This window comes from Streptomyces sp. NPDC057486, assembly GCF_042802415.1.
Taxonomy (GTDB): Bacteria; Actinomycetota; Actinomycetes; order Streptomycetales; family Streptomycetaceae; genus Streptomyces; species Streptomyces yanii.
This window is the reverse complement of the sequence record NZ_JBHVEE010000029.1, coordinates 20143-44261: the sequence shown is the minus strand read 5'-3', so window position 1 is coordinate 44261 and position 24119 is coordinate 20143. Positions and strand designations below refer to the sequence as shown.

The following is a 24119-nucleotide window of genomic DNA, read 5'->3' as shown; positions in this document are numbered from 1 at the left end:
CACGGCCAGAATTGGCGGGGTGCGATCAGCGGGCCTAGCGTTGCTGAAGATGCCGAAGGATCTGATCGCGTCCGTCTGTAGAAAGTCTGGTGAGAGCCTTGAGCACCTCGCAGAACGAACAGGAGTCGACTGAGCCCCGAGTCGGTCCCGTTCCCGAGGGCGATCCGCACTTTCACCCCTATCACCACCCCGCTGCCGGCTGGGGTGCCGCCAAGAGCGTGTCCCGATTCTTGATGCGTGAGGGCGCACTGATGGACGGCCCGCGGGCGATCATGCGGATGAACCACGAGAACACCGGCTTCGACTGCCCTGGATGTGCCTGGCCGGACGACACCAAGGGTCTGCATCTCGACATCTGCGAGAACGGGATCAAGCACGTCACGTGGGAGATGACGCGCAGGCGGGTCGGCCGCGAGTTCTTCGCCGCCCACTCGGTGACCGAACTGTCCGGGTGGAGGGACTACGACCTGGAGAACCAGGGCCGGTTGACCGAGCCGATGGTCTATGACCCCGAGACGGACCACTACGTCCCGATCAGCTGGAAGGACGCGTTCGAGCTGGTCGGCCGCACCTTGCGAGAGCTGGACTCCCCTCACCAGGCCGCGTACTACACCTCCGGCCGGCTGGGCAACGAGGCCACCTTCCTCTACCAGTTGATGGCCCGTGAGCTGGGCACGAACAATCTGCCGGACTGTTCCAACATGTGCCACGAGGCAAGCGGCCGCGCCCTTCAGGCATCGCTGGGAACCGGTAAGGGGACCGTCGACCTCAAGGACTGGGAGGCCACCGACGCGCTGTTCATTCTGGGAGTCAACGCGGCCTCCAACGCGCCCCGGATGCTCACCGCCCTCGCCGAGGCGTACCACCGCGGCGCCCAGGTCGTGCACATCAACCCGCTGGTCGAGGCGGCCGCCACACGCACCATCATCCCGCACGACTTCACGGACATGGCCACCTTCCGCTCGACCCGGACCAGCACCCTGAACCTGCAGCCGCGCATCGGCGGCGACATGGCGCTCATGCGCGGCATGGCCAAGGCGATCCTGGAGCAGTCCGCCACCGACCCAAAGGCCCTGGACCGGGAGTTCATCGACCGCCACACCTCCGGCTTCGACGAGTACCGGGCCCTGTGCGAGGCCACGCCGTGGGAGGAGATCGAGAGGCAGTCCGGGCTCGGCCGCGACGACATTCTCAAGGTGGCGCGCGTGTACCGCGACGCCGACCGCAGCATCGTCAGCTGGTGCCTGGGCGTCAGCCAGCATGAGCACGGTGTCGACACCGTCCGGGAGATCGTCAACCTGCTTCTGCTGCGTGGCAATCTGGGACGCGAAGGAGCCGGACCCTCGCCCGTCCGCGGGCACAGCAACGTCCAGGGCAACCGCACCTGCGGTATCGACCACCGCCCCACCGACGAGTTCCTGGACCGGCTCGCAGAGGCCTGCGACATTCAGCCGCCCCGTGAGCACGGTCTGGACACCGTCGGCACCATCAAGGCGATGCACCGTGGCGACGTGAAGGTATTTGTCGGCATGGGCGGCAACTTCGCTCTCGCGGCGCCCGACACCCCGTACACATACGAGGCACTGCGCAACTGCGACCTCACCGTCCAGGTGAGCACCAAGCTGAACCGCAGCCACCTCGTCCACGGCCGCCGGGCCCTGATCCTGCCGTGCCTCGGACGCACCGAGAAGGACCAACAGCGCAAGGGCATCCAGAGCACGTCCGTCGAGGACTCGATGAGCATGGTGCACCTGTCCGTCGGCATGAAGCGCCCTGCCTCTCCGCACCTGCTCTCCGAGCCCGCCATCGTCGCCGGCATGGCCCGCGCCGCCCTGCCGGACAGCACCACCCCCTGGGAGTCGTACATCGAGGACTACGACCGCATCCGCGACACCATGGCCCAGGTACTCGACGGCTTCGAGGACTTCAACCGCCGCGTGCGCCTGCCGCTCGGCTTCCGCATCAAGCAGCCCGCCCGCGAACTGGTCTTCCTCACCCCGTCCGGACGCGCGGAGTTCTCCACCGCCGTCCTGCCCGACGTGGTCCCGGCCCCCGGCACCCTGGCGCTGGGCACCATGCGCTCACACGACCAGTGGAACACCACCATCTACTCCGACAACGACCGCTACCGCGGCATCAAGAACCTGCGCACGCTCGTCTTCATGAACCAGGACGACATGCGCGAACGCGGGATTTCGGAGTTCGAACCCGTCGACATCACCAGTACCGCCAAGGACGGCAGCAACCGCTACCTCAACGGCTTCCTGGCGATCCCGTACGACATCCCCCGCGGCTGCGCGGCCGGATACATGCCCGAGATGAACGTCCTGGTCGCGGTGTGCGACTACAGCACCCAGAGCGACCAGCCGATCATGAAGCACGTCAAGGTCACCATCACCCCCGCCACCTGAGCGAGGGAACGCGGGCCGGCGGAGATCCGGCTGATGCGTCCGGTGGCGTCACCGCCACCGGAGGAGCCGCTCCAGGAGCAGGTAGGCACGCTGTTCCGCGGCGGCGAGCTCGGTGGGATCGATCTCCGCCTGCCACAGCTCACCCGCCGCGGCGTCGTCGGCCTCGCGCAACTCCACCACGGCTGCCGCCAGATGCGTCTGGACGACCGGGAAGGACGGCTCCGCGCGTTCTGCCAGCGCACGCTCCGCGTGCTCGGCGGCCTCAGTGCACGCGCCGAGGGCACGTTCCGCCCGGACCGCGGCATGACCGTGGACCACCAGAAGCCCGCAGGCCAGTCCGACGACGATCCCCAGAAGACTGCTCAGCGCCCGGTCCTGCACGAGTGTGCCGGCAGGTGCCGGCGCGGCCAGGTCGGTCATGAGCAGCGCCAGCGGCGTGAGGAAGACGACGCCCAGACCGTAGTTGCGCGCGACGACGTACTCCAGCAGGAATTCCAGGAGCACGATCACGAGGACGAGAACCACGGGATCGGGGCGCACGGCGAGCACCCCGAGGGCGATGAACAGCCCGGCGACCGTGCCCAGGGTGCGCTGGACGGCACGCTGGGCGGCCGTGCGGACGTTGATCGAGTGCAGCACCGCGGCGGCGGAGATCGCCGCCCAGTAGCCGTGGCCCAGGCCCAGAAGAAGGGCCAGCCCGCCCGCGAGCCCGGTGCCGAGGACGATCCGCAGGGCGGGAACGAGCAGCACCGACACGTGGCCGGCGCCGCCGGGGCGCTGTCCCGTCACCAGTTCGGCGGCGCGCAGTTCGGTGGCGCGCCGGGTGGTGGGGTAGCCCGCATCCTGATTGGTTCCCGCTGTGCCGGGGACCGTACTGGCCTGGGCGATCAGGGACGCGAGGGACAGTTCGGGCAGGAGGGGTGGGACCCGGCGGCGCCGGCTGACGAGGAGACGGACCTGGCGGCGCAGGTGGTGCGCCAGTCCGGCCGGGTCGTCCGGCGACCGGCGCGCGGAGCCGATCAGCAGCGACCAGGAGAGATCGGTCAGGCGTACGTACACCCCGCCTCGTTCACCACGCTCGGCGGCCGTCGGAGGCATGATCCCCAGGGACCGGTAGGCCTGCAGGGTGGCGGCGGTCGCCCGGTGCCGGGTGAGCCCGCTTCCGTTCCCTTCGCCCAGCGCTTCCAACAGCTCCGCGAGGTCGCGCAGGGCCGCTGCCACGGCGAGGCGTTGCGGCCGGTCCGGGTGCACGAACCAGCCGGATACGGCCAGGGCCCAGGCCAGGGTCGCGCCCGCCGCGGCCAGGGCGGTCTGGGGAAGGACGTCGTCAGGTGCGGGCGACCCGTTGGCCGCCACGGCGAACGAGAAGAGCAGCAGCACCGCGCCCAGCCCGCTCAGACGTGCCGCGTCACAGGCGTATTTCGCCACCCCGGCCACAGCGGCCATGGCCGCGACCACCAGGGCGGCACCGGCTCCCCCCGCTCGTGGATGGGCCCACGCGGCGAGGGCCGAACCACAGCCCACACACGCCGTCATGGCCACCGCGACGAGCGCGAGAACACGAGCACGGTGCGGGTACGGCAGATTGCGGCCGAACGTCGTGGTGAAGGAGCCGAGCATGGCGTAGACGGCCTGCTCGGACCGTCCGGCCAGTGCCATCGGCACGGCCGGCACGGCCATGGCAAGCGCCGCGCGCAGGGCGAAGGACAGAGCCCCGTCCACCCTGTGCAGGGCGAGTGCCCCGCGCGGGGAGAGTACGCGCGTCACACCGGCCACCGAACGCCGCCAACCGCGCCCGGTCACGGGTGGCAGAGGAGGGTGCGAACGGGGCATAAGCGGTGTATATCACCCGCCCTCCGTGATGGATCGGCTCATTGGGCCGTGCTGTTGTCGATCTCTGGAGCTTCCCTGCGTGCAGACGCTCTGTGTCGGCCGAAGCCGAATCTCGCCGCCCGTCCGCGGGCATCACACGCGCGTCGCGCCCGGACTGCACACCGATCCTCGGGCGGATAGCCTCACTCCGTACTCTTTGCCCGTGTTGCGCGCCATTGCCCTGTGGGAATCGCATGCTTCTCCATGGCCGTGACCGGCTGTCTGTTCTTCGTGCCGAGTGCCGACTTCCTCGGCGGCCTTCCCGCTCGCCCACCGAGGCCCGCCCGGATCGGCGGCTCCCCGGGCATCGGCAGCCTGAAAGGAGCGTGAACGCCATGAAGACCCCTGCCGCAACGACCGACCTGCACCGCCACATCGCGCTGATCACGTCGGCGGCCCGGGCCCGGATCGAAGAGGGGGCCCGCCACGCCTTCCGGCGCCGCATGGCGGACCGTTGCGTCCTCGACGTCTCCGACCCGGCCGGACCAGGGCTCGCTGCCGTCGGCACCGGACACGTCTCCGAGATCGCTCCACCCACCCCTGGCGCTGCGGCGCGGCTGCGTGAGGCGAAACCGCTCGTCGAGCTGCGCGTGCCGTTCACTGCCGGCAGCACCGTCGTGGACGACGTCGAGCGCGGCTCGCACGACGTCGACCGGCAACCCGTGCAGGGCGCCGCGCGTGCCACGGCTCACGACGCGCACAGCGTCGGGGTGTACGACCACGAGACGCTGACGTACCTGACGTATACGGATCGGGCCGTGATCGTCCAGGAAGCCTCGGACCTCCCATGAACCGCTGGTTGCCGCAGTCTGCGGTTCCCCGACTCACGGGTTCCACGGTCGTCGGAGGGGCCGTCGGCCTGGTCGTCGGTGTGCTGACGAAGGTGCCGCCGCTGGGCATTCTCGCCGCCATCGCCGTGGCGGAGACGGTCTTCGTCGTGGCGGGCTGGGTCGTGCTCTGGCCCATGGACGCCGCCGCCACGCACCGCAACGTCCGACGCGAGGACTTCCGGCCCGTCACCGAGGAACTCGTCGTCGTCTCGACCGCTCTGTGCGGACTGCTCGGTATCGTGATGCTGCTTCTGCTCGGTCACTCCGGCACCGGCCACGCCGCAGCCGCGACCGCGCTCGCCGGTGTCTTCATGGCCTGGGCGGCCCTGCACCTGATGTACGCCACCCGCTACGCAGACCTCTATTACCGGACCTCCGACGGAGGGATCGACTTCAACTCCAAGGATCCGCCGACGTACAGCGATTTCCTCTACTTCAGTTACAACCTCGGAATGACCTATCAGGTCTCCGACACCGATGTCTCCAGCTCCACGATTCGTGCGGTGGTCCTACGACACTGCCTGCTCTCCTACATCTTCGGCGTCAGCATCCTGGCCACCACGATCAACCTCGTCGCCGGCATCGTCACGGGCTGATCCCAGTGCCTTTCCCGTCATCGCCAGGACCGCGCAGCGTGCGGTGGCTGTCGTCGCGCGCCCGCCAGGAATAGCGGGACGGCCCTCGGGCAGAGCCGTGGTGGCCCGCGCTTCGTCGGACGGGCGCCGACCTCCGGCGGCCAAGTCTTCCCGTCCGAAATCCGCCCTTTGCCCCGGGCCCGCTGAAAGGATTCCGGCCATGACGGACAGCGCCCCGGGCCAGCAGGCCCGCGAATTGCTCACCAAGGCATCCCAGCACCCGATCGCCAGCCCCCAGCGTGACGCCCTGGTGGCCGAAGCCGCCGTGTGGGCACGGCTGGAGCACGCAGCCAGCATGGACAAGTACACGGCCGCCGCAGTCGATGTCGAGTCCGCACTGGCCTCCCTCGCCGCCCCTGTGCAGAAACTCGGCAGCGAGGTCGGTGACCTGACCGAACGCATCAAGCTTGGCCAGAAGTGATTGCCCACGCCTCCGGCCGCGGGGCAGCTCTCCTCCCCGCGGCCCGCACAGCGACGCCTCAGCCATGTTGACGCACACCACCACGCCGAGGGGGCCGTACAGCTGTGGTTCTCCTCGCGTCCGTGACCTGTCAGGGGAGGATGGAGTTGACGTATCCACCGTCCGCGCGCACGGCCCCGCCGGTCGTGGCGGAGGCGAGGTGCGAGCTGAGATACACGGCCATGTTCGCAATCTCTTCCGGCTCGATCAGCCTCTGCAACAGTGACTGGGGCCGGTGCTTGACCATGAACTCCCGCTGCGCTTCGTCCCAGGGAAGGCTGCGGTCGACGAGTTCGTACACGAAATCCTCGACGCCGCCGGTGTGAGTCGGCCCGGCGATGATCGAGTTGACGGTGACCCCGGTGCCGGCGGCATCCTTGGCGAAGCCCCGCGTGACAGCGAGCAGAGCAGTCTTCGAAACGCCGTAGTGGATCATCTCCACCGGGGTGACCACGGCCGAGTCGCTCGCGATGTTGAGGACCCGTCCCCAGGAACGGTCCTTCATGGCGGGGAGGTAGGCGCGGATCATCCTGACGGCGGACAGGACATTCACGTCGAAGTACCGGCGCCATGCCTCGTCGCTGATCTCCAGGGCAGGGGTCGCTCCGAAGATGCCCAGATTGTTCACAAGGACGTCGACGTCCGGGGCCGCCTCGGTGACATGCCGGGCGCCGTCGTCGGTGGTGATGTCGCCGGGCGCGGCGATGAAGGAGTCACGGTCCGTCTCCTGCCGCAGTTTCTCCACGGCTTCCTCCACGGATTGTCGGCGGCGTCCGTTGACCGCCACGTGAGCGCCGGCACGGGCCAGTCCCGCGGCAACGGCAAAACCGATTCCTTGCGTGGATCCGGTGACGAGTGCGGTCTTGCCGGTGAGGTCGATGAGCACGGTTTCTCCTGTACACGTGGTCGGTGCGAACACAGCCCGTCGTCGTCGGCAGGTGCGAGGTGTTCGATGGCAGGGGCCGACGAGCGCGACGGGTGAACACATCTGCCCGGGGCGGTGGCGGGGCAGCGTCGAGCGGCTCTCGCGCATCTGTTTGTTGAGGTTGTCGGGGACGCTGTCGCTGTGCTCCAGCCTGCGTTACAGGTGAGCGGGCCGGACGTCGGACACGCTGATGGCGCGCGCCCGCCCCTTGGCGCAGATCGTCTCGCAGCCGTCCTGCCTCAGCGCTGTCCCGTCATCCCCGGTGAATCGGCGCGTGGCGTCGGATGGGGTGCACCGGAAGGCGGAGGAGCGTCCTCATACGGGGCGTATCCGGGGGCCGGTCGGGCCGCCGGGCACGGTCCGCTCGCTGATCTGCGCGGGCAGCATGTCGACGGGCTCAGCCTGAAGCTTGTTCAGCACCTCCCTGGCGGCCTTGTACGAGAGCTTGTAGAGCGGGGTGCCGTCGGCGGCCGCTTCGCCTGCTCAGTTCGGGTTGCCCGACGTGAAGGTGACGGGCAGTCGCTCGGGTCCGCGCAGCCCGCCCGGCCGCCACCGCAGCTCGCCGGGCGGCACGGCCAGGGTGAGGTGGGGAAGGCGGCGCAGGGCGGTTCCGATGGCGATCTGGCCCTCGAGCCGGGCCAGCGGCGCCCCCAGGCAGTAGTGGATGCCGTGCCCGAACGCGAGGTGAGCATTGTCCTGTCGGGTGATGTCCAGGCGATCGGGTTCGGAGAACCGTGCCGGGTCGCGGTCGGCGATGGCGGAGGCGATCAGCACGGTCGCGCCGCGCGGGATGGCCACGCCCGCGATGGAGACGTCCTCGCGCGCGAACCGGGCGATCCCGGGGCTGACCGGTCCGTCGTAGCGAAGGAACTCCTCGATCGCGCCAGGCAGAAGCGCCGGATCCTTCCGCAGCATCTGAAGCTGGTCGGGGTGGGCGAGCAGCGCGGCGATGCCGCTGCCGATCAGGTTGACGGTCGTGATGTATCCGGCCACCAGCAGCAGGAAGGCCATGGCGATCAGCTCGTCCTCGTCCAGCCGGTTCTCCTCGTCCCGGGTGGCGATCAGCGCACTGAGCAGGTCGTCCCCCGGCCGGGCTCGTTTGGCCTCCAGGAGCCCGATCAGGTACGAGTGCATCTGCCGCCATGTCGCATCCATCCGGGCCGGGTCCGGCGGCTCCGCCCCTTGCAGGATCATGTCGTCGGTCCACCGCTGGAAGTCGTGGCGGTCGGCCACGGGCACCCCGAGCAATTCGCTGATCACCGTGACCGGAAGCGGCAGCGCGAAGTCCTCGACGAGGTCGGCGTGGCCGACCGGCACGATCGCGTCGAGCAGTCGGTCGGTGATGGCCTGGACACGAGGCCGCAGCTCGGCCACCCTGCGCGCTGTGAACGCATTGGAGACAAGGCGGCGCAGGCGGGTGTGGTCGGGCGGGTCGGAGCGGAGCATGTTGCGCAGTACGGACTCGCGTTCGGTCGCGGGCAGCCGCTGCAGGAGGCTCGGATCCGACGCGTCACGGACATCGCTGCTCAACCGGGGGTCGGAGAGTGCCGCGATGCCGTCCTCGTAGCGCGTGACGAGCCAGGCTTCCAGGCCGCCGGCGATGACGGCGCGCCGTACCGGGCCGTCCTCGCGCAGCTGTCGGTAGAGCGGGTAGGGGTCTGCCACGAAGGCCGGGTCGGCGTAGGGCAGAAGGACCGGCTGCTGGCTCATCATGCCTCCCAGAAGGATCCGCGAATCTTCACGGCAGATTTGCAGGTTTTGATGGTATATGTCCCAGCGTGATGGATTCCGGTATTTCACCGAGGGCAGGGGCTGCGATGGAACGGACCACGTGCTGTGTTGTGGGCGGCGGCCCCGCCGGAATGGTCCTCGGCCTGTTGCTGGCCCGGGCCGGAGTGGCGGTCACGGTCCTGGAGAAGCACGGCGACTTCCTGCGCGACTTCCGCGGCGACACGGTGCATCCGTCCACCCTGGCGCTGCTGGACGACCTCGGCCTGGCTGAGCGGTTCGCCCGTCTGCCGCAGCGGCGGGTGACGACGGTCCAGTTGCCGCTCGGCCCTGACCGCTCTCTGGTGACCGTCGGAGACATCGGCGCGCTGCGGGGCCCCTACAACTACGTGGCGATGGTGCCGCAGTGGGATCTGCTCGACCTCCTCGCGGACGAGGCCACCGGAGAGCCGTCGTTCTCCGTGCGGATGAGCACCGAGGCGACTTCCTTCCTGGTGGAGCGCGGACGGGTCACGGGGGTGCGGTACCGCACCCCCGACGGCCGTTCCGGCGAACTGCGGGCCACCCTCACGGTGGCCTGCGACGGCCGGGGCTCGCTGGCCCGCTCTCGGCCGGAACTGGGCCTGCGGAGATTCACCTGCCCGATGGACGCCTGGTGGTTCCGACTGCCACGGCGCGAGGGCGATCCGCACGGGCTCGTGGGAGGCGTCGGCGACCGGTTCCTCACCGCCATGATCGACCGTGGGGACTACTGGCAGTGCGCGGCGCTGATCCCCAAGGGGACCGATGCCGAGCGCCGTGCCGCCGGTCTTGAGCGGTTCATGGCCGACTTCTCGGCCGCCGTCCCCTGGCTCGGGGACCGGGTGCACGGGCTGCGGTCGTGGGACGAGGTGAAGATGCTCGACGTACGGCTCGACCGCCTCCGGCGCTGGCACCGCCCGGGGCTGCTGTGCATCGGTGACGCGGCGCACGCGATGTCGCCGGTCTTCGGTATCGGCATCAACCTTGCTGTCGAAGACGCCGTCGCCACCGCCCGGTATCTCGTCGAGCCGCTGCGCAGGGGTACGGTCGGCCTGGGGGACGTACGCGCCGTACAGCGCCGCCGGTGGCCGACCACAGTCGCGACGCAGGCGCTGCAGCGCATCGCCCACGCGCGGGTCATCGCACCCGTACTGGAGGGACGCCCGCCCTTCGGCAATGCCAAGCGGTCACAGCGGATGACCGAGCTGTTGACCACCTCGCGGTGGCTCAAGCGAGTGCCGGCGTACTTCATCGCCTACGGCGCGGTACGCGAGCGTCCACCCACCGCGTCCATGCGATGACCCCCTGCTCCTGGCCTGGCCTGACCTGGCCCGGCCCGGCCCGGCCCGGCCCGGCCCGGTCCTCGCCTCCGGCCGAGGGCCCCTCAACACGTCCGCCGCCCGGCCACCGAAGCGGGTCCGGACGACACCGATGAGGGCGCGGCAGCGGGGTGCGGATCCGGTCGGCGCCGACGAGCTGGGCGGTCAGCCGGTTCCGCACCACGGAGGGAGCCCCGGCCCGAGCGTATGTGGCGGGGTGGGGGAGCTCGGAGGCACGACAGTCCTTTAGGTCCGCCGGGTCAGGAGTGGTCCGGGACGGGCGGGGTGCTGGGGTTCGGAATCCGGGCGCGGGAATCCGGTGCGTACTGGGCGGCCTGGGTGTGGAACATGGCTGCGTACCGTCCGTCTGCGGCGATCAGTTCATCGTGGGTGCCGTGTTCGCTCAGACGTCCCTGGGTGAGGACGTAGATGGTGTCGGCGTGGCGGACACCGGACATGCGGTGAGTGACCAGGACCACGGCCCGGTGTGGCCCGGCGAGTTGGCGGATGCGGTCGAAGGCGGCGATCTCCGCTTCGGGGTCGAGCGCGGAGGTGGGTTCGTCGACGATCAGGACGCTGTCCGCCGGGCACGTGGAGCTGCGCCAGTGTGTACGGGCGAGCCCGATTTTCTGCCACTCGCCTCCGGAGAGCTCCGAGGCGCCGCGGAACATCCGGGCCAGCAGGCTCCGTAGACCATGGGGCAGTTTCGCGATGACCGGGGAGGCGCCGGCGTAGTCGACGGAGGGCTCCAGTTCCTCGTGCTCGGCATCATGGTCGGGGCGACCGATGCGGATGTTCAGGGCGGCTGTCACCGGCCAGCGCTGGAAATCCTGCGTCAGCAGTGCGACGCGGTCGAACACCTGTGAGCGGTCCAGGCCGGTCAGTTCGGATTCGCCCCAGCGCACCGTGCCGCTCTGCGGCAGCAGCAGGCCCGCCAGAACCTTCATCAGGGTGCTCTTGCCCGAACCGTTTTCACCCACCACTGCGGTCACCGACCCCATGGGGAGAGTGATCGAAACCCCGTCCAGTGCCGGAGCGTCGCGGTCCGGGTAGCGGTAGGTGACCTTGTCGAGGACGACCTGTTCGACCCGGTGCGGCACGGGTTCCCCGCCCGAGGGGATGGCTCGTCCTGCGGCCTCGGCCAGGAACCTGTCGTGGTCCTGGACGTAAAGACTCTCCTCGTGCAGCTGGTTGACGTTCATGACCAGCGCGCCGAGGCTCGCGGAGCCGGAGCGTACGGCGATCACGGCGGTGCCGGCCACGGCAAGACTCATGTGCCCGGCCGTGATCAGCCAGAACATCACCCCGTACGTGCCGGCCATGGCCAGGCCGGACAGGGCGGCGGCCACCAGCTCGGTCAGGGCCTTGCCATCGGCGAGCCGCTTCTGCTCGGCCTCGGCGCTCTCGGCCATCCCCTTGTACTTGTCCAACAAGAACGGGCCGACCGAGTGGATCCGCACTTCCTGGGCCGCGCTGCGCTCGGTGAGGAGGTTGCCGATCAGGCGGCTGGCGCGCACATGCTCGACCCAAGTCATCACCGACACATAGCGCTCCTGCGCCACCCGCATGGCTCCCCAGCCGCGCGGTGCCGCGATCAGCAGCAGCATGGGCAGCAGCGCGGGGTGCAAGACGGTCAGGACACTTGCTGTGGCGATCAGAGAGATCGTTCCGTTCAATGCGGCGACGCAGGCGCTGATCATGCGTCGGGCCGAGGCGGCACCGTACTGCGCGACATCGATCAGGCGCCGGAACTCCGGGTCCTCGATGGCCTCCAGCTCGACCGCGGTGGCTGCGGCCAGGTACTCGGTGGTCGCGATCCGTTCCACCAGGGGCTCCAGGCGCCCGGCCCGTGAAGTGGACCAGCCGGCGAGGCCGGCGTTCACCACCGCGACGACCGCGCCGGCGATCAACGCGGGAAGGGCGCCGTACAGGCGGTCGACAGGCGTGCCGCTGCCGAGCAGGGCATGCATCACGGCGTTGACCGCGAGCAGGCTGACGGCTGCCGCGATGCCCTGGCCGATCTCACTGACCGCGACTGCCAGCAGTGCGGGCCGGTCGGCGGACCAGGCCCTGCGCAGGGTTCCGCCGACCAGCCGGGGCATGGCACGAATGGCCGAGAGCATGTTCAAGTCGAGCCGCGCACGTTCATGTTCGGCCCAGCCCATGTCGTAGCGCAGGGGCCCGCCGAACAGCTCGTGCTCGGCCGCGGAGACGGTCGGCTCAACCATTCGCACCCGGCGCAGATACCGCTTCACGATGCGCCTCCCCAGGTGGGGACAGGCCGGTGCGGGGCCAGGTACGTGCGTCCCTCGACGAGCAAGCGGCAGATCGCCACGGTGCAGGGCCGGCAGACCTGCGACGGCTTGTCCAGGGCAGCCCGGAACAGCCCATCGTGCCCGCCGGGCTCAGCACGGTGAGGCTCGTCGCTCCAGGATTGCGCCACGAACGCCGGGGTGATCCGGTCCTCGCCGACGGGGTCGTCATGCACCGGGCCGCAGAACTCCCGACGATGCGGGTCGGCATCGATCCCGGACTCCACGCGTGCTGCCTGATCGAGTGACTCGCCCTCTTCCAGGTGGTCGCCCGCGCCCTCGAGTTGTCCCGGCGCAGGGTCGGAACCGCCGACTCTGCGGACGGACGGGGCACGTCCGTGCGAGCGGAACTGGAACCGGACAGCATCTGCCATCAAACGGTAGCGATCGTTGGTCACGCGAAGGTCCCCCTCTTCTGCCACTCCACCGTGGGCCAGCCTCGCGCGGTCACGGCCTCGCCGCCATACCGCGGCCCGTAGGCCCGAGGGCCGGTTGCATCCGCCGCCGCGAAGCAGACCAGAGCGTAATTCTCAGGTCGGCCTGCCGAGGCTGCCCAACTTCCGCGGCGGGATGCCATGCTCCCCGGGCTCGGCGAGTGCCCTCAACGAGCCGGGAGGCATCGACCCTCTGCTGTCCCGTTGTCCCCGGTGCCGGCAGAGCGGTGAACACTCGGTCCCAGGTGTCGTCGATCGCCCGGTTCCCAAGACGACCGTGGGCGCCCTTCCCTGAGCCGAACTCCGCAGGCAGGCCCATCCACGGAGATCCTGTCCGGTTGCTTCCGGGCGATCGCGTCGATCACCTGGCGGCCCGGTGGAGCGTCGGTCGACACACCCGGAACACGACGGCCCGCCCACAGCCGCAACGCCTCAGAACCCCGCCATCGACTTGTCGAGCATTCCTCCCACCGCACCGTAGATGCAGCACCGGACGGAGTGCCCTGCCTTGCGGCGGAGGGCGACCCCCACGACGAAGAAGAGCGTGAAAAGCCCACCAAGGACTACTGCTGCCACCGGGTCGTAGACGAAGTGGACGAAGCACGCGACGCCCACCCAGACCAGGATCGGCAGGAGAGAGCCGCGCAGAACCTTCCAGAACGTGATCCGTACCGTCCCGGGCGGCAGCACACGTGCATTCCATACCTCGATGTGGTTCCTGGTCACGCAGTGCTCAAGGCGCATGGAGCCATCAGATCACCGCCCGTTCCTGACCGACGTGGTGATCCGTGAGAAATCGCCTCTGCTCGGTCGGTCTGCGAACCCTGACCGGATGTGCCATCACGCCTCCCCACGCCGGCCGAACGTGTCGTCACATCCGACCGAACCAGGAATCCCCGGCATCAACCCGGTGATCGCTTCCGGGCACAGCCCCGAGGGCTGTCCCGGGTCGGTGGACGATGGCGCCGAGCCTTTCGCCTTCCCCACGCCTCGCAGGAGGCCGAGCGAGAAGAGACCCGCTCCGGCCATGACGACCGCCGCGCCGACTGATGCGACGCCCATTCCGTGGGTGAAAGCGTCACGTGCAGCCGCCAGTACGGCGTCTGCCACGGCGGCCGGGAGCTTGGCTGCTGTCGCGCTGCCCAAGGTTTCGCGTACTGCTTCGGCGTGTGGCATGTCGGACGGCAGCGCCTCGGACATGTCCCGGCTGTAGACCGCGGCTCCGATGGAGCCGAGGACGGCCATGCCCAGGGCTCCGCCCAGTTCCTGACCCGACTCGAGTACGGCCGCGGCCGAGCCCGCGCGCTGCGGTGGGGCCGCGCCCAGGGCGAGTTCGTTGGCGAGGGTCATGGCGGCGACCAGCCCGCCGGCATAGACGGAGGCGCCGACGAGGGTGAACCAAAGGGCCGAGTCGGTACGTATCCGGGTCAGCCAGAGGAAACCGCAGGCGGAGACGAGGAAGCCGCCGCCCATGACGTACGCACGGTCGATCCGCTGTGCGAGCGCCGCCGCGATCGGGGCCATGCCGGCCACGCCAGCGGCCGGCACCAGGCTCCACAGCGCGGCTGTGAACGGGCTCAGGCCGAGCACGGACTGCAGATACTGGGTGAGGAAGACCGCCATGCCCACCGTGGCGAACATGGCGAGCAGATTGGCGAGCACCGGGCCGCCGAAGGCGCGCCGGCCCAGGAGGCCGAGGTCGATCATGGGGTGAGCGAGGTGCCTCTGGCGGCGTACGAATGCGAAGCCGAGCACGAGTCCCACGGCGATGCCGAGAGCGGGCAGGGGTTCGTAGCCGTGCCGGGCCCACTCCTTGACCCCGTAGATGACCGGGAGCAAAGCGCCGAGTGAGAGCGCCGCACTCAGCGGGTCGAGGCGGCCTCGGACCTCCGGTGTGGACTCCGGTACCAGGAAGGGCACCAGCGCGAGCAGCAGCACCATGGCAGGCAGGTTGATCAGGAACACCGAGCCCCACCAGTAGTGTTCCAGCAGCAGACCACTGACCACCGGTCCCAGTGAGACGCCGGTGGTCATGACGGCCGTCCAGATGGTCACCGCCTTCCTGCGCTGCTTCTCGTCACGGAAGAGGTTGCGGATCAGGGCGAGGGTCGAGGGCATCAGGGCGGCGCCGCCGAGTCCGAGCAACGCGCGCACGGTGATGAGCAGGTCTGCCGAGTGCGCGTACGCGGCGGCCACCGAGGCGGCGCCGAAGACGGCGGCTCCTGTGAGGACCAGCGTGCGCCGCCCGATCCGGTCGCCGAGCGCGCCCATCGTGATGAGCAGCCCGGCAAGTACGAAGCCGTACATGTCGAGAATCCACAACTGCTGTGTGGCGCTGGGCTCCAGGTCCTGGCTGATGTACGGGATCGCGAAGTACAGGATCGAGACGTCCATCGAGACGAGGAGCAATGGCAGCATCAGGACGCCGAGGGCGACCCATTCCTTGCGGCCCGCGCGGGGGCCGGGTTCGTTCTCCATGGTGGTACGGAATCGGGTCATCACGTACGCCGCAAACAGAGGCCTAGTGCACTCTGCTGTACCCCCTGTCACAAGGGCAGGGAGGCAATCAGTGCACTAGTACGGTGAGGGCATGGCCACCGAACCGCCCTACCTCCGCATCGCCGGGGATCTTCGCCGCCGCATCGCCTCGGGCGAGCTTGCTCCTGGCGACCGAGTCCCCTCCACCCGGCGTATCACGCAGGAATGGGGCGTCGCGATGGCGACCGCGACAAAGGCGCTCACCACGCTGAACCAGGAGGGACTGGTGCGGCCTGTGCCCGGTGTCGGCACGGTAGTTGCGGAGACAGGGCGAGAGCGCAACGCGGCCCCCGGTCAGCGTCTCACCCGCGAGCGCATCATCCGTGCCGCGATCGCGCTCGTCGACGCGGAGGGTCTCGCCGCGCTCTCCATGAGGCGAGTCGCAACCGAGTTCGGCACCTCAACCATGGCGCTCTACCGCCATGTCCCGAACAAGGGAGAGCTCGTACGGCTGATGTCGGAAGCGGTGTTCAGCGGCGGACCGTCCGGCCCGCCACCGGCGGGTTGGCGTCCGCGGCTGGAGCGGGAGGCACGGTGGTTGTGGGGTCGGTACGAGCAACATCCCTGGCTGGCGAGAGCCGTGGCCGCCCTCACTCGGCCGATGGCTTCGCCCCACGCGATGCAGTACACCGAGCGGTCCCTGAGTGCCTTGAGCGGGCTCGGCCTCACCCCGGATCAGATGCTCCATGTCCATCTCACGCTTCTCGGATACGCCCAAGGCGTCGCGATGGCCGTTGAGCTGGAATCCCAGGCGCGTCAGGACACCGGAATGACAGCCGAGGAGTGGATGACATCCAATGAGCCTCGGATGGCGGCAATCCAGACGACTCAGTCGTATCCGATCCTGTCCACGCTCTTCGACCTCGACGGGTTCGAACTCGACCTCGGCACCCTCTTCGAATTCGGGCTCGCGCGGATGCTGGACGGAGTCGAGTCACTCCTCGATCGGCTTCCAGAGGAGCCTTCGCGGTAGAGCCTCCGACTTGTCGGTGCCACTGCCTGTTGGGTCGCGATGCCGGGCAGGGCAAGGCTTGCTGCGACGACGTGTCCGGTAGGTGACCCGCATCAAGAACCGGATGCGCGCGCTTCTCGTACCCGGATGCACTCCTCCATGGAGCGGGTCCTGGGTCCCCTGCTCCTGACCTGGAGCCGGGACAGCCCTTGGGCGGTGATGCCGACCATCTGCGGCGTACGGCCCGTGGCGCCACCGTGAGAGGAACCGGCGCGAGCCCCACCAGCAGGCTGTCTGTCGGAACGAGGCCCGATCCGCGCTTCGAGCAGATCCGGCCCTGGCCTCCGCCGTCGCCCTCTGCCTCGGTGGATCGGACACTGATCGACACTCAGAGCGCTGGGCCACAAGGCAAGTGACAGCCATTCAGATAGCGACGGACGTGACTATTTTTCAAATAGACGCTGATCTATCTGTAAATGGAGCAAATTCACCCGATCGGCCGCCGATGTCACACTTTAGATGCGTCCGATATGACAGATAAAAACACTATTCAGTACGTTTGCCACGCATCGGCTACAGCCGATGTCTCTGAGACAGGAGAAGCGATATGACCACGCGTACTGTCGTCGTGACCGCGGCCGCCGTAGGCGCCGCGGCCCTGGCGGCAACCGGAATCAACTACGCCACGGCCGCGGATACCCCCGCAGCCGCGCCCGTTGTCCAGCAACAGGCCGCCGCTCCCGGCGTGCCTTCGCAGGACGGCGGCGGCGCTGGGGAGAAGGGCAAGAGCAACGGAGGTGGCGGTAACGGCATCGGCAACGGCAACGGTGGCGGCTACGGCGGCAACGGCAACGGTGGCGGCTACGGCGGCAACCGTGGCGGCGACAACGGTGGCGGCTACGGCGGCAACGGCAATGGCGGCGGCTACGGCGGTGGCGGTGGCGGCGGCTACGGCGGTGGCGGTGGTGGCGGCTACGGCGGCGGCGGTGGCGGTGGCTACGGCGGCAAGGGTGGCGGCGGTGGCGGTGGCTACGGTGGCGGCGGTGGCGGTGGCTACGGCGGCGGTGGTGGCGGCTACGGCGGCGGCGACTACGACAAGGGAAGGATCTTCTTCAACGAGCGGTCCTACTCCGCCCACTCCGACGGCTGCATCACCGTGGTGAGCGGTCTGGGCTCCAGGACTCTCAACGTCCGCAACGACAGCCGCCGGACCGTTGAGGTCTTCCGCGGCGCAACCTGTGACAACGGCTCTCCTGTTGCCACAGTCGGCCCCTGGAGCACCAGCAACGGTGTCACCCCGCGTTTCGTCCGCGGCGGTGTGTGGGTCAAGAACGGTGTCGTGGGCAGCTTCCGAGTGATCAGGGACTTCCGCAACGACAAGTGGTAACAGCAAGGCCCGCACAGCATGGAGACCCTGGCCCGCCGGAATCGGGCCAGGGTTTCCGGCATTCGATTCGCGGTGCGCATCGGGTCGGCGTCGCGGAAGCCGGGGGGTGCGCGGCCGCGCACCGGGTGGACGCCCGGTACGCAGGCTTCGTGGCTACCTTGGCTCGCGTGAGCTTCTGCTCGGGGCGATCTCGAGGAGGCCAAGCAGTGTCTCGCGGTGGAGGTCTGCGATCGGGCTGACAAGGTCCGGGTGGCGCAACAGCGGCGCCGCACGGTGATCGCGAGCGCTGGGAACCGTCAGCCGACGCGCATCGCCCACACTGCCCGCGCCGTGGTGGGTTGCGGCCAGGCAGGCCGCTGCCACGGTCGCGAGATCGGCATCGGCCAGCAGGCAGGCCGCCCAGCTGACAACGGTTTCGTCCACCCAGGTGCGCCAGGGGTGTTCGGCGCCTTCCGGCGGGTGGGCATCGGTGCCGGTGACCGCGTCCAGTCGGTCGGAGCCACCCGGGCCGAGCAGGTTCAGCAGTTCGGCGTCCAGCTCGGTGGGGTAGCGGAGGGCGGCGGCGATCGTGGCCGCCTGCCATGCCTGGGCCTCGGCCAGGGCATCGTTCAGCGGGCCAGGTGCCGGCGGGAATGCCGACAGCAGCCAGCGAGCGGCGGCAGCTATGACTGGCGAGAGATCACTGGGCATGGTGAACCGTCCTTCACACGTGCCCGCCATGGTTGTGTTGCCTGTGCGAGATCCGGTCGCGAGCACTCGCGAGCCCGGGGCGCGCGTGGCAGGTAACCGTAGGACGGCAGCCTGCGCGGCAACAGGACGTACGTCACAGCCGGGGCGACCGGCTGGGCGGTCCAGGTCGAGCGGTGGGTCGGTCCCGGGTGGAGCCGGTTCCAGGCCCGGGCGGCGGCGGCACCGGACGACAGGCTCCCGTGGCGGTGCCGCCCGGCGCAGGACGCGTTCCGAGCACATCGGGCCCAGGACCTGCACCGGCAGATCCTTCAGCAGGGAGGCCGGGCGGGGCACGTCGTATGCGGTGTCCACCACGATCAGGACGTCCGGATCACCGTGGGCACGCCCGCCTGCATGGTGTCCGAACGGGACTCGGGCTCAAGGCGGTTGAGCGGCGCCACCGACGTGCTCGCGGTGGGCTCGGTACTCGCGTACGCGGCGTGCGGCCGGCCGTCCTTCGGCGAGGAGACGGGGCACGGTGTGCTGTACGGCATGGTCCCCGGATCGACGTACCGACGGTCCCGCTCACCGGTGGAAAGCCGGAGCCGGACGGGGACCCCCAACCGGAGCCGAAGCCCGCGACGAGAACAAGGGCGCTGTCATCTCACGGGCGCGGCCAGGGCCTACCGTCCAGGCGCTCGATGTCGGTGTTGAAGCGCTTGAGGTAGTCGGCGAAGGCGGCGATGTCCTCGTCGGACCAGTCGGCCATGATCCGGTCCAGGGTGTGGATGGTTCCCTCGCGCTCCTCGTCGAGTCGCCGCTCGCCTTCCGCGGTGATACGGAATTTGCGTGCCATGCCGCCGTCCGGGTCCGGGATGCGCTCGACGAGCCCGGCGCGCATGGCGGCCGCGGTCTGCCGGTTCAGAGTGGACGCGTCCAGGCCGAAGGCGTCACCGAGCTGGCCGATGGACATCGGGCCCTGCACCCGGATGCGGCTGAGCAGGATGTACGCGCTGCGCTCCAGGGTGCTTCCCTGGCGCCGCCCCTTCGACTTGTGCAGGTGAAGGTAGCGGCTCTGCAGCATCTGCTCGTACTCCACCTGGCGCGTGGCCCTGCTCATCGGATCTCCTCGACGGTCCTGTGCATGCCGGACGGTGCATGCGATATCGCAATGATCCTGCACCATGCATGATGCATGCAACGTGGTCGATACATGAGATGTGTATGATGCATATTCCATCCCAGCCTCGAATGTCGAAGTAGAGGAGTCCTTCATGGACGGCCCCCAGCCCACCTCCCGATCGGGCGGCGTCGTCGCCACGCTCGCGCTGGCCGGTACCGTCGCCGCGGTCATGCAGACCCTGGTGACACCGCTGATCGCGGACCTGCCGCAGATCCTGCACACCACGTCCTCCAATGCCACGTGGGTGATCACCGTCACGCTGCTGTCGGCCGCGGTCTGCGTCCCGGTGGCCGGCCGCCTCGGCGACCTGTTGGGTAAGCGCAAGATGCTGCTCGCCTCCTGCGTGCCGTTGCTCGCGGGCTCGGTGGTGTGCGCCCTGACCTCGTCCGTCGGCATGATGATCGTCGGACGCGGGTTGCAGGGCATGGGCATGGGTGTGGTGCCGCTCGGCATCAGCCTGCTGCGTGACCTGCTGCCGCCCGAGAAGCTCAGCTCCTCCATCGCTCTGGTCAGCGCCTCCATGGGCATCGGCGGCGGCCTCGGCCTGCCGATCGCCGCCGCGGTCGCGGAGTACGCGAGCTGGCGGGCACTGTTCTGGGGTTCGGCCGTCCTCGCCGCGCTGATCGCCGTGATGATCTGGTCCTTCATTCCCGACGTACCGGCTGCGGCGAAGGGGCAGCGCTTCGACCTGGCCGGCGCGCTCGGCCTCGGAGTGGGCCTGGTCTGTCTGCTGCTCGCGATCTCCAAGGGTGGGGACTGGGGCTGGGGTTCGGGCAGCACGCTCGGCCTTTTCACCGCCGCGGTCGTGGTCCTGCTGTCCTGGGGTTTCTGGGAGCTGCGCACACGTGACCCGCTGATCGATCTGCGCACCACCGCCCGCCCCCGGGTGCTGCTCACCAACGCCGCCTCGGTCCTGATCGGCGTCGGCATGTACGCGCAGATGCTGATCGTGCCGCAGCTGCTGCAGTTCCCCAAGGCGACCGGCTACGGCCTCGGCCAGTCGATGCTGGCGATGGGCCTGTGGATGGCACCCGCCGGCCTCGTCATGATGGTCGTCTCGCCGTTCGGCGGGAAGCTGACCAACGCGCGCGGCCCGAAGTTCACCCTCGTCTCCGGTTCCCTCGTCATCGCGGCCGGCTATGCCCTGTCGATGGCGCTGATGGGCTCGACCTGGGGCCTGCTGATCGTCACCGTTGTGATCAGCGGTGGCGTCGGTCTCGCCTACGGTGCGATGCCCGCCCTGATCATGAGTGCGGTCCCGGTGTCCGAGACGGCCGCCGCAAACGGCTTCAACACGCTGATGCGCTCGCTCGGCACCTCGATCGGCGCCGCGGTGATCGGTGTCGTCCTCTCGCAGATGACGGTCACCATGGGCGGCTTCACCTTCGCCTCCGAGGACGGTTTCCGCACCGGCCTGCTGATCGGTGGCGGCGTCGCGCTCCTGGCGGCCGCGGTGGCCGCGACCATCCCGGGCGTTGCCCGCTCCGCCGCTGCACAGGACGGCGAGGCGGAGAACGCCGTTACCGCCGAGCCCGCTGCCAAGGCCTGACACAGGCGCATCAGCGTTGTTGTCCGCTCCGGGACGTCGGTGCCCCGGAGCGGACGCGCGCCCACCACCGTTCAGTGCGCGAACGTATCCGCTTCTTCGCGGGTCCGGATACGGCAGGCCGTGCCGGAAGTCGTTCGTCGTGAGTCGGAGTGGCGTCATCAGGGCCCGTTCTGTGCCGCTGGGCGACTTCGTGGATGTCGTGGGCGGTGACGATCCCGTCGAGTCGGCCGCTGTCCGTGACCAGGATGGGCAGTCCGCCGCCCGCGCCGAGGCGGTCCAGGACCTCGGTGAGAAGTTCGTCCGGTGTTGCGAGCGTGCACTGCGACAGCGGGGTCGCCACTTCCCGTATGCGCAGCGTCTCCCGCTGCTGGGACGGCAGAGCACCGAGGTGGCGCAGCCGTATGACGCCGCTGGGACGGCCTTCGAAGTCCACCAATGGCAGGACCGTATGACTCGACTGTGGGGCCACGTCGGACAGGAAGCGGTCCACCGTCAGCCAGTCGGGACCGGTGGCGGCCGGACTGGTCATCGCTTCCCTCACGCGTATGCCCCGCAGGGCCGCGCGGAGTTCGGCCCACCGTCGTTCGGCCGCGGCGGTGAGTGCCACGAACCAGCCGATGACCATCAGCCACAATCCACCGGGCACCCCCCGCACAAATGCCAGCCATCCGACCACGGCGAGGCCCGTGCCGATGACCTGTCCGCTGCGCCCGGCCACCCGCCGGGCCCGGTCCTCGTCACCCGTGCACCACCACAGCGCGGCCTGCAGGACTCGGCCTCCGTCCAAGGGTGCGGCAGGCAGCAGATTGAAGACGCCCAGCAGCAGGTTCGTGCCGCCCAGCCAAGCCAGAACAACAGCCGGTATCCGCCAGCCCCCTGCCCCCACCCCGGCCGCGGCCCCCAGCGCGGCCCCACCGAGCACCAGGCTGGTCAGCGGCCCGCTCACGGCGACCGCGAGCGCCGCCCGTGCCGTCTCAGGCCGCTGCATCCGGGTCATTCCGCCCAGCGCCCACAACGTAATGTCCCGCACGGGGATCGCGGACCTGCGGGCCGTGAGCGCGTGCGCCACCTCATGTGCCACCAGACTCACCAGCAACAGCAGAGCACCGATGACTCCAGCCACCGCGTACACCACCGGAGCCAGGCCCGGCACATACGCAGGCAGGGTACGGCTGCCCAGACCGTACGCGAAGAGCAGCATGATCAGAGGCACACTCCAATGCGCACGCAGCTCCAGCCCCCGCACACTCCCGATCCGGATCGAACCCTTCATTGCGATCACCCGCAGACGGAACACGAGGCACGGCCGCCGATCGGAGTCCGTCCCCTTACATGGTCCGTCAGCTGCCCCGGCGACGGGAACCACTCAACGGACCTGGATTATGGGCGTCGGCGTGAGGGTCGGCGCTCGCGAACAGTCCTGTGGCGGAGAGCGCGACGGCATGCAGCTGTGCGAGGTCGGGCCGTCCCGCCGTCATCGTCGGCCCACGGCGTCGTCTGCAGCGGACGGACCTGGCTGAGGTAGGCGTTTTCACCGACCAGGAGAAGGGTCAGGGTGAGCATCGGGTCGGCTCATGAGGACCGTGTGCGCCGGACGACGTGCCCGCCCCGAACAAGCCGGTTTGCAGCACTTCGGTGGCGGAGGCAGGGTGGGAGGACAGCCGCGCGTACCTCACCCCTGCCGACTCTCGGAAGGACAGGGATTCTGATGACCAAGGGCAAGGCGAAACAGGTCAAGGGCAAGATGAAGGAGACCCTTGGCAAGGCGATCGGCGACAAATCCATGCAGAGGCATGGTCTGGGCGAGCAGCTGCGAGGGAAGGCACAGGAGCTCAGCCACAAGACAGCCGACAAGATCCGGAAGCGGACTGGTCACTGATCTCGACCACTCATCAGGCTGAGGGGTGTCCCGCAATCCCTTCTTGCCCGGGCCCGGCGCCGGGTTCGCTCACTCTGCAGGAAGACACGTCGACCACCGGCGCACCGAGACACCTCCGCCCTGGCCGCCTCTCCTTTTAGGGTGTGGTGCTTGCGGTGCGGTAGAACTCGGCTGCGGTGACACTGGCGGGGACGCCGAGTTCGGCGGCGACCGCCATGATTGCGGCGGCGCCGACGGCGAGGTCGGCTCGGCCGTCGGTGGTGAAATACGGGGCGATGAACCTCTCGTAGTGGGCTCGGGCTTCATCTGCGGTGTGTCGGCCGAGGAACGTCCGGATGTGCCGAACCGTGGTGTCGGGTTCGTTGTGGATCACCTGCAGGGCTCGCCGGTGGGCTCGTACGACGGCCTGGACCGCGGGGTCGTCCGGGTGGATGTAGGTGGGGTCGACGGCCACGCCTACGGTGGGGATCTGGAAGTGGTCGCCGACCCAGGCCAGCACCGCCAGCCGTGCTCGCCGGCCATCGCCTCCGGTGCCATGGTGCTGCCGACCAGGGCGGCGTCGATTCTGCCGTCGTGCAGTCGGCGCAGGTCCATGCCGTAGTCGCCCGGCGAGCGGACGACGGTACGGATGTCGCGGTCCGGGTCGAGGCCCGCCCGGCGCAGCACGATCCGGGTGAAGCACCCGGGCGCGGTGTGGGGGGCGTGCACCGCCAGCCGTCGGCCGGCCAGGTCGGCCAGGGAGGTCAGGCCGGGGCGGGCGAGGAACCAGAACAGCGGGCGGTGGGTGTTGACATGGAGTGCGGCCCAGGGGATGCCACTGGTCAGCCGGGACAGCAGTGCCCGGCCGAGCCCGATGGTGGCGCCGCGGCGCAGCCGCTCCTCGTCCCAGGTGCAGCCGTCGCGCAGCGCGACGTGGACGCCCTCGTCGGCGTAGTAGTCCTGCTGGTCGGCGATGTGGGCGACCAGTTCCTCGTGCAGGCCCCGCCCGACGTAGGCGAGATCGATCGTGTGCATG

Annotated in this window: 22 protein-coding genes and 1 pseudogene; 9 read left to right on the top strand and 14 right to left on the bottom strand. The window is 69.3% G+C overall.

The genetic code is table 11. The features are described 5' to 3' along the window. Positions 1-98: 98 nt before the first annotated feature. Entirely contained in the window at positions 99-2411 is a 2313-nt protein-coding gene (locus tag ACFU6I_RS16360; protein WP_384366467.1) for an FdhF/YdeP family oxidoreductase, read from the top strand. Positions 2412-2459: 48 nt separating this feature from the next. Here the strand turns inward: ACFU6I_RS16360 and ACFU6I_RS16355 are convergent, their stop codons facing one another. After that, a complete protein-coding gene (locus tag ACFU6I_RS16355) occupies positions 2460-4244 on the bottom strand; it encodes an FUSC family protein (protein WP_384366464.1) in 1785 nt (594 codons plus the stop codon). Positions 4245-4618: 374 nt separating this feature from the next. Here ACFU6I_RS16355 and ACFU6I_RS16350 point away from each other — a divergent pair, with 374 nt between their 5' ends. The 3 genes from ACFU6I_RS16350 (at position 4619) to ACFU6I_RS16340 (ending at position 6169) form a co-directional block, all read left to right on the top strand. Continuing rightward, complete coding sequence (locus tag ACFU6I_RS16350; protein ID WP_384366461.1) at positions 4619-5074, top strand: encapsulin; 456 nt, start codon at positions 4619-4621, stop codon at positions 5072-5074. Then, positions 5071-5709, top strand: a complete 639-nt coding sequence (locus ACFU6I_RS16345; protein ID WP_384366458.1) for a DUF1345 domain-containing protein — start codon at positions 5071-5073, stop codon at positions 5707-5709. Before ACFU6I_RS16350 ends, ACFU6I_RS16345 begins: the two co-directional genes overlap by 4 nt. Positions 5710-5908: 199 nt before the next feature. After that, positions 5909-6169, top strand: a complete 261-nt coding sequence (locus tag ACFU6I_RS16340; RefSeq protein ID WP_384366455.1) for a hypothetical protein — start codon at positions 5909-5911, stop codon at positions 6167-6169. Positions 6170-6299: 130 nt separating this feature from the next. Here the strand turns inward: ACFU6I_RS16340 and ACFU6I_RS16335 are convergent, their stop codons facing one another. Together ACFU6I_RS16335 and ACFU6I_RS16330 are read right to left on the bottom strand one after the other, a co-directional pair. Further along, on the bottom strand, positions 6300-7094 hold the full coding sequence (locus ACFU6I_RS16335; RefSeq protein WP_384366452.1) for an SDR family NAD(P)-dependent oxidoreductase: 795 nt from the start codon (positions 7092-7094) through the stop codon (positions 6300-6302). A gap of 522 nt (positions 7095-7616) precedes the next feature. Further along, entirely contained in the window at positions 7617-8843 is a 1227-nt protein-coding gene (locus tag ACFU6I_RS16330; RefSeq protein WP_384366568.1) for a cytochrome P450, read from the bottom strand. Between the two features lie 107 nt (positions 8844-8950). Between ACFU6I_RS16330 and ACFU6I_RS16325 the strand changes: the two genes are divergently transcribed. Continuing rightward, entirely contained in the window at positions 8951-10183 is a 1233-nt protein-coding gene (locus ACFU6I_RS16325) for an FAD-dependent oxidoreductase (RefSeq protein WP_384366449.1), read from the top strand. Positions 10184-10461: 278 nt separating this feature from the next. Here the strand turns inward: ACFU6I_RS16325 and ACFU6I_RS16320 are convergent, their stop codons facing one another. From ACFU6I_RS16320 to ACFU6I_RS16305, 4 genes are all read right to left on the bottom strand, one after another. Further along, positions 10462-12429, bottom strand: coding sequence for an ATP-binding cassette domain-containing protein (locus ACFU6I_RS16320; protein ID WP_384366565.1), 1968 nt, complete (start codon positions 12427-12429; stop codon positions 10462-10464). A gap of 23 nt (positions 12430-12452) precedes the next feature. Then, complete coding sequence (locus ACFU6I_RS16315) at positions 12453-12887, bottom strand: NUDIX hydrolase (RefSeq protein WP_384366446.1); 435 nt, start codon at positions 12885-12887, stop codon at positions 12453-12455. Between the two features lie 492 nt (positions 12888-13379). Then, entirely contained in the window at positions 13380-13691 is a 312-nt protein-coding gene (locus ACFU6I_RS16310; RefSeq protein ID WP_384366443.1) for a hypothetical protein, read from the bottom strand. Positions 13692-13787: 96 nt separating this feature from the next. After that, positions 13788-15425, bottom strand: coding sequence for an MFS transporter (locus ACFU6I_RS16305; RefSeq protein WP_384366440.1), 1638 nt, complete (start codon positions 15423-15425; stop codon positions 13788-13790). A gap of 112 nt (positions 15426-15537) precedes the next feature. Here ACFU6I_RS16305 and ACFU6I_RS16300 point away from each other — a divergent pair, with 112 nt between their 5' ends. Both ACFU6I_RS16300 and ACFU6I_RS16295 read left to right on the top strand, forming a co-directional pair. Next, positions 15538-16458, top strand: a complete 921-nt coding sequence (locus tag ACFU6I_RS16300) for a TetR/AcrR family transcriptional regulator C-terminal domain-containing protein (protein WP_384366437.1) — start codon at positions 15538-15540, stop codon at positions 16456-16458. A gap of 586 nt (positions 16459-17044) precedes the next feature. Beyond that, entirely contained in the window at positions 17045-17824 is a 780-nt protein-coding gene (locus tag ACFU6I_RS16295; protein WP_384366434.1) for a hypothetical protein, read from the top strand. A 153-nt stretch (positions 17825-17977) separates the two neighbouring features. Here the strand turns inward: ACFU6I_RS16295 and ACFU6I_RS16290 are convergent, their stop codons facing one another. From ACFU6I_RS16290 to ACFU6I_RS16275, 4 genes and pseudogenes are all read right to left on the bottom strand, one after another. Further along, the gene (locus tag ACFU6I_RS16290; protein ID WP_384366431.1) at positions 17978-18514 is read right to left on the bottom strand and encodes a hypothetical protein; all 537 of its coding nucleotides are present in this window, start codon (positions 18512-18514) and stop codon (positions 17978-17980) included. Positions 18515-18669: 155 nt separating this feature from the next. After that, positions 18670-18907, bottom strand: a pseudogene (locus ACFU6I_RS16285) (transposase); the annotation flags it as partial. Continuing rightward, positions 18871-19047 (bottom strand): hypothetical protein, encoded by a 177-nt coding sequence (locus tag ACFU6I_RS16280; RefSeq protein WP_384366428.1) that lies wholly within the window; start codon positions 19045-19047, stop codon positions 18871-18873. The gene ACFU6I_RS16280 and the pseudogene ACFU6I_RS16285, both read right to left, overlap by 37 nt. 110 nt (positions 19048-19157) lie before the next feature. Beyond that, on the bottom strand, positions 19158-19613 hold the full coding sequence (locus ACFU6I_RS16275) for a MarR family winged helix-turn-helix transcriptional regulator (RefSeq protein WP_384366425.1): 456 nt from the start codon (positions 19611-19613) through the stop codon (positions 19158-19160). Positions 19614-19767: 154 nt separating this feature from the next. Here ACFU6I_RS16275 and ACFU6I_RS16270 point away from each other — a divergent pair, with 154 nt between their 5' ends. Further along, positions 19768-21225, top strand: coding sequence for an MFS transporter (locus ACFU6I_RS16270; RefSeq protein ID WP_384366422.1), 1458 nt, complete (start codon positions 19768-19770; stop codon positions 21223-21225). A 10-nt stretch (positions 21226-21235) separates the two neighbouring features. Here ACFU6I_RS16270 and ACFU6I_RS16265 read toward each other — a convergent pair whose 3' ends face one another. Continuing rightward, complete coding sequence (locus tag ACFU6I_RS16265) at positions 21236-22498, bottom strand: site-2 protease family protein (RefSeq protein ID WP_384366562.1); 1263 nt, start codon at positions 22496-22498, stop codon at positions 21236-21238. A 435-nt stretch (positions 22499-22933) separates the two neighbouring features. On the opposite strand from ACFU6I_RS16265, the gene ACFU6I_RS16260 reads away from it, so the two are divergent. After that, positions 22934-23104 carry a CsbD family protein gene (locus ACFU6I_RS16260; protein WP_384366419.1) on the top strand — a complete coding sequence of 57 codons (171 nt, stop codon included), beginning with the start codon at positions 22934-22936 and terminating at the stop codon, positions 23102-23104. A 136-nt stretch (positions 23105-23240) separates the two neighbouring features. Here ACFU6I_RS16260 and ACFU6I_RS16255 read toward each other — a convergent pair whose 3' ends face one another. Together ACFU6I_RS16255 and ACFU6I_RS16250 are read right to left on the bottom strand one after the other, a co-directional pair. After that, positions 23241-23558: a hypothetical protein gene (locus ACFU6I_RS16255; protein WP_384366416.1), complete on the bottom strand. Its 318-nt coding sequence runs from the start codon at positions 23556-23558 to the stop codon at positions 23241-23243. 2 nt (positions 23559-23560) lie between these two features. Then, on the bottom strand, positions 23561-24118 hold the full coding sequence (locus ACFU6I_RS16250) for an ABC transporter substrate-binding protein (RefSeq protein WP_384366413.1): 558 nt from the start codon (positions 24116-24118) through the stop codon (positions 23561-23563). Between the last annotated feature and the right edge of the window lies 1 nt (position 24119).